This window comes from Bradyrhizobium sp., assembly GCF_004799405.1.
Lineage (GTDB): Bacteria > Pseudomonadota > Alphaproteobacteria > Rhizobiales > Xanthobacteraceae > Bradyrhizobium.
The window spans coordinates 1-4865 of sequence record NZ_SSMW01000017.1 but is presented as its reverse complement, the minus strand read 5'-3'; the positions used below and the strand labels follow the sequence as shown (position 1 = coordinate 4865).

Annotated in this window: 6 protein-coding genes and 1 pseudogene; 3 read left to right on the top strand and 4 right to left on the bottom strand. The window is 60.7% G+C overall.

From position 1 onward, the window contains the following. Positions 1-79: 79 nt before the first annotated feature. The 3 genes from E7813_RS03360 to E7813_RS03350 all read right to left on the bottom strand — a co-directional run bounded on the left by E7813_RS03360 (position 80) and on the right by E7813_RS03350 (position 2296). On the bottom strand, positions 80-235 hold the full coding sequence (locus E7813_RS03360; protein WP_291570874.1) for a hypothetical protein: 156 nt from the start codon (positions 233-235) through the stop codon (positions 80-82). Positions 236-393: 158 nt separating this feature from the next. Then, positions 394-1860 carry an NAD(P)/FAD-dependent oxidoreductase gene (locus E7813_RS03355; RefSeq protein WP_291570872.1) on the bottom strand — a complete coding sequence of 489 codons (1467 nt, stop codon included), beginning with the start codon at positions 1858-1860 and terminating at the stop codon, positions 394-396. Between the two features lie 127 nt (positions 1861-1987). After that, on the bottom strand, positions 1988-2296 hold the full coding sequence (locus E7813_RS03350) for a hypothetical protein (protein ID WP_291570877.1): 309 nt from the start codon (positions 2294-2296) through the stop codon (positions 1988-1990). On the opposite strand from E7813_RS03350, the gene E7813_RS03345 reads away from it, so the two are divergent. Continuing rightward, the gene (locus E7813_RS03345; protein WP_291570875.1) at positions 2180-3271 is read left to right on the top strand and encodes a glycosyltransferase family 4 protein; all 1092 of its coding nucleotides are present in this window, start codon (positions 2180-2182) and stop codon (positions 3269-3271) included. The two genes, E7813_RS03350 and E7813_RS03345, sit on opposite strands and share 117 nt — an antisense overlap. A 21-nt stretch (positions 3272-3292) precedes the next feature. Here E7813_RS03345 and E7813_RS03340 read toward each other — a convergent pair whose 3' ends face one another. Then, positions 3293-3850, bottom strand: coding sequence for a glycosyltransferase (locus tag E7813_RS03340; RefSeq protein WP_291570870.1), 558 nt, complete (start codon positions 3848-3850; stop codon positions 3293-3295). 469 nt (positions 3851-4319) lie between these two features. Between E7813_RS03340 and E7813_RS03335 the strand changes: the two genes are divergently transcribed. Both E7813_RS03335 and E7813_RS03330 read left to right on the top strand, forming a co-directional pair. After that, on the top strand, positions 4320-4676 hold the full coding sequence (locus E7813_RS03335) for a hypothetical protein (protein ID WP_291570868.1): 357 nt from the start codon (positions 4320-4322) through the stop codon (positions 4674-4676). Continuing rightward, positions 4648-4865, top strand: a pseudogene (locus E7813_RS03330) (hypothetical protein); the annotation flags it as partial. The gene E7813_RS03335 and the pseudogene E7813_RS03330, both read left to right, overlap by 29 nt.

The following is a 4865-nucleotide window of genomic DNA, read 5'->3' as shown; positions in this document are numbered from 1 at the left end:
TCCACCACCAGCCTGCAGGCCGAGATCGACGGCTTCCTGAAGTCGATCGCGGCGGCGGCTTAAAGGCGTTTGCCGGCCGTCAGCCGCGTGCCATCGCCTGCAGGCCCTTGAAGGTCAGGCGCTTCGGATCCTTCACGCCGGCCAGATAAAGCCTGCGGATGAAGGCGGCGATCGCATCACGGTCGCAATCGGTCAACGCAACTACGGCATCGATGGCAATTCTCTGGACGTCCATGGACTTCCTCATGCTGTCGGCAGCTTCGACCGACTAGCGTAGAATTCGCCGATTAATACGGCGTTAACCGTCCCTGAATCATCGCCGATTCGGGCAAACGCGCAAATACGCGAAACCACCCATGGCGCCGCCAGGGCGGACCCGGCCCGGCCCAACCCTCAGGAGTATCGCATTACACCGTCATTGAGCTTGCCGAAACGCAGGCTGACGATGTCGAGCGCATAATTCTGATAGAGCCGCCACGGCCGCTTCGAGCCTTGTTTCGGCATCTTGGCGACCGAGCGCTGGACGTAACCCGATGAAAAATCCAGTGACGGCAATTCGGTGATGGTGGGGTCGAGATTGTGCGGCATGCACTGCTTGTAGCCGTGGCGGTCCATGTAATTGATCAACCGGCAGACATATTCGCACGTCAGGTCGCATTTCAGCGTCCACGACGCATTGGTATAGCCGAACGCCGACGCCAGGTTGGGCACGTCGGAATACATCATGCCCTTGTAGTTCAGGGTGCGGGCGAAATCGACCTTACGGCCATCGACGCTGACCTCGAGGCCGCCGAGTACCTGCAGATTGAGCCCGGTCGCGGTGACGATGATGTCGGCCTTGAGTTCGCTGCCGTCCTTGAGCCGGATACCTTTTGGCGTGAAGGTCTCGATCTGGTTGGTCACCACCGACGCGCTGCCTTGCTTGATGGCGCCGAACAGGTCGCCGTCGGGCACCAGGCACAGCCGTTGATCCCAGGGGTTGTAGCGCGGCGTAAAATGCGTGGCGATGTCGTAGTCGGGACCGAGCGCCATCCGCACCCCGCCCAGGATCAGCTGCTTGACCCGATCCGGCTTGCGCCTCGAGAGCTGGAAGAAATACATCCCCCACAGCACGTTGCGCCAGCGGATGACGTGATAGGCGAGTTTGGCCGGCAGCTTTGCCCGCAATTTGTTGGCGACCGGATCCTGCGCCGGGCGCGAGACCACATAGGTCGGCGAGCGCTGCAGCATGGTGACGTGCGCGGCTTTTTTCGCCAGTTCCGGCACCAGGGTCACGGCGGTGGCGCCGGAGCCGATCACCACGACGCGTTTGCCGGCATAGTCGACGTCGTCGCTCCATTTCTGCGGATGCACGATGCGGCCGGCGAAATCCTTTGAGCCCGGAAATTCCGGCGAATAGCCGTTTTCGTAATTGTAGTAGCCGGAGCACATGAACAGGAAATTGCAGGTGAAGAGCACGGTCTCGACGCCGCCTTCGCCCTGGGTGCGTTCGGCCTCCACGGTCCAGCATGCGTCCGGTGACGACCACGACGCCCGCTTGACCCGATGGTGGAAGCGGATCTTCCTGTCGATGCCGTTGTCGGAAGCGGTTTCGCGGACATAGTTCAGGATCCGCGGCCCGTCGGCGATCGCCTTGGCCTCGAGCCACGGCTTGAACGAATAGCCGAGCGTGAACATGTCGCTGTCGGAGCGGATGCCGGGATAGCGAAAAAGGTCCCAAGTGCCGCCGATGCAATCGCGGCCCTCGAGGATCAGGTAGCTCTTGCCAGGGCATTTCTGCTGCAGGTGATGGCCGGCGCCGATGCCGGACAGGCCAGCGCCCACGATCAGCACGTCGACATGTTCTGGTTTCGCAATCATTGCCCTGGACCACCTAAATCCGTCCTTGAGACAGCGGGGCGCGTCCCTGCCATCCGTCTTCAGCCGACTCTAAAGATGCAGTCGCTCGCCACAAGTCTCGGCAAGGCGAAAAACGCGATTTATTTCGTCAGCTTCTTATCTCCGCGCAACGTACAAACGCAACATGCAAAGTTGCAAACTTGCCTTTGATGCGTGCCGCGCTTAAACTGTTTTTCCTGAAACTGAAGTACACCCGAGCTGCAAGGACCGCACAATTCGTATCGCACTTGCTATCGTTGATCTCTTCAGTACCGGCGGATTGCAGCGTGACTGCCTGGGTATCGCCAAACGTCTCGTTCACCGAGGCCACGATGTCACGATTTTCTGCTGCGAGACCGAGGGTGCGCCGCCGAACGTCAAGCTCGTCCGTCTTCCCAACATCGCGCTGTTCAACCATAACCGCAATCTGCGGTTTTCACGCGCGATGGCTCTGGCTACGGCGAACAATTTTGACGTGGTCGCCGGCTTCAACAAAATACCTCATCTTGACGTTTTGTACTGCGCGGATCCTCCGATTCCGAAGCCGCTGACGATCTTTCAGAAACTCAACCCGCGCGTCAGGGGCTATCAACGGCTGGATCTGGCATGCTTTGGGGATCAATCGAAAACCCGGCTGTTGCTGCTGGCCGACTACCAGATGGCGCAATTCCGCGAAAGTTACGGGACGGCTCCCTCAAGAATGAGGGTGTTACCCCCGACGCTCGAAAGAACGCAGGTCATGGAGGCAGGCGAGCGCGCACGCGCACGTGCCGATATACGCCGGCGGCTCGGTCTTTCGGATGACGCGCTGGTCTGGTTGTTCGTGGCTCGTTATCCGCAAAGCAAGGGACTCGATCGCGTGATCGATGCTCTTCATGCCGTGCCGGCCGCGCAATGCCTTTGTGTGGGGTTCGATCCGGCGGAACTGGCGCGAAACGGCCTGGGCCGGCTCGCAAAGCGGTATGGCGTATCGGATCGCCTGATCCTGCTCGGCCGCACGAACGAAGCGCCGGCGTTGATCGCCGCGTCCGACCTGCTCGTGCATCCGTCTCGCAAGGACGTCACCGGAACCGTCATACTTGAGGCCCTGGCAAACGGCCTGCCGGTCATTACGACGGAAGCCTGCGGTTATGCGGCGCATGTGATCCGCGCCGGCGCCGGCATCGTGATCTCCGGAAAATTCGACAACGACAGTTTTCGCGCCGCGCTGGTGTCGGCACAGGACGCGGCCCTGCGCGCCGACTGGCGCCGAAACGCCCTCGACTATGCGGCCCGCGAGGATCTTTATTCGGGCCTGGATTGCGCGGTGGCTGAAATTGAAGAAGCCGGCCGCCGAAACCTCGCCGCTGCCCACCTGGCCCAGCGAGACCGCTCGCCGTCGCCGGCGGCCTGAACGAGGCCGATGCGGCGCCCGCTATCGTCCGCTGCTGCCGAGGGCCAGTCCCTGCTCGACGACATGGGTCGCCAAAGCCGCCGGCGTATGGTGCTCCATGACGTAGGCGCGCCCGGCGCCGGCGATGCGGCTGAGCCGCTGCTTGTCCGCAAGTGCACCGAGAACGACGTTCCCGAGCGCGCCCGCTTCGCCCGAATAGAAAAGCGCGTGCTCGCCGTCGACGAAAGCACGATGCCGTTCGATGGTCGGATAATTGATGATCGGCACCGAACCGCAGGCCAGCGCTTCGTAATGCCGGAAGCAATCCCACCCATAACCCTCGGGCGACCAGGTCAGCCACGCAGATGCGCACCTGGAATAGAACTCTTCCGGGCCCAGGCGCCCCTCGGGCGCGTCGACCCTGACCCCGGCTTCGGAAAGGCTCGCAAGCTCTCCGGCGCCGACTTTTCTGACCCAGGACGACGCCTCGACACGCCCGGCAAAAAACACATCCGCCGTCTTTTCGGTTGATTGCGGGTAGCCGCCGCCATGACCTTGCAGCGGCAAACCGAGCGAGATAGGTCGCAGCTTCTCGATCAATCGCTCCCAGCGCGCTTGCTTGCGAAATCGATAAGTCGGCAAGCGGGGATGGGCGGTTTTCAAGAAAACCCGCCACCGATCGGTCGGAAGCTCGCGCTTGAAGTAAAGTTGGCAACGTTCAAGCAGGAACAGATTTGACCGATCGATCAACGGATAATCATCCTGGTCGAGGACCACCAGAGGAGCTGAATGCTGGCCTCGCAAAAATTGAGGTCCGAAGGCGCGCAACAGCGGAACATGCCCGCGGAAGATTCGCTTGTTGAAAAGGGCGCGCGAGACCGCCCTCGCTCCCCATGGCGAAGACGGCGTCGGGTGGCACACGATCAGGGAGACTGTGGAGTCGGAAAGCAGCTCACGTAAATATCTTATCGTCGACAGCGAGATGTTGAATATCTTGGCTTGGAGATCGGTTACAGATCCGGCCGCATAGGTCGAAAAGAAGTAGGTTTGTTCCGGAAATGCCGACTTGATGAACGGCTTGTCTCCAATTTCAACGATCTTCAGCGCCGCGCGGCTCCCACTCGATTGCATGGCGTTCTCCGATCAGGGTCCGGCGTTTGTGCTTGGCAAATCCGGAGAAATTGCCGTAGACAGATCATCGACCATTTCCATCCACCCCCTCGTCCGAAACGAGGATCGCAACCTGACAGGTCGCGCGCTCCGGAATCTTTCCATCGATATCAAGACCAGATCGACACATGGCCACAATCCGCTGACCGCGACCATCCTTCCGTTCGGGAAAATCACCGTGCCATGGCAAAACCCTTATACGAGCGGAAGTCCAGACAAAATCATCCATGACCGAAAGAACTTTTTTCCAGGTTGAGCCGTCCCAGGTCGACGAGTCGGACGAGCGCCCGCTCCTGATCGTCCCTTACATGTGGATTGGCGACTTCGTGCGAGGCCACACCGTCGTCCGCGTGCTGAAACAGCGTTGGCCGAAACGTCCCATCGACATGCTGGCGACGACGCTGTGTGCGCCGCTGGTAGACTACATGCCGGGGGTCCGGAAGGC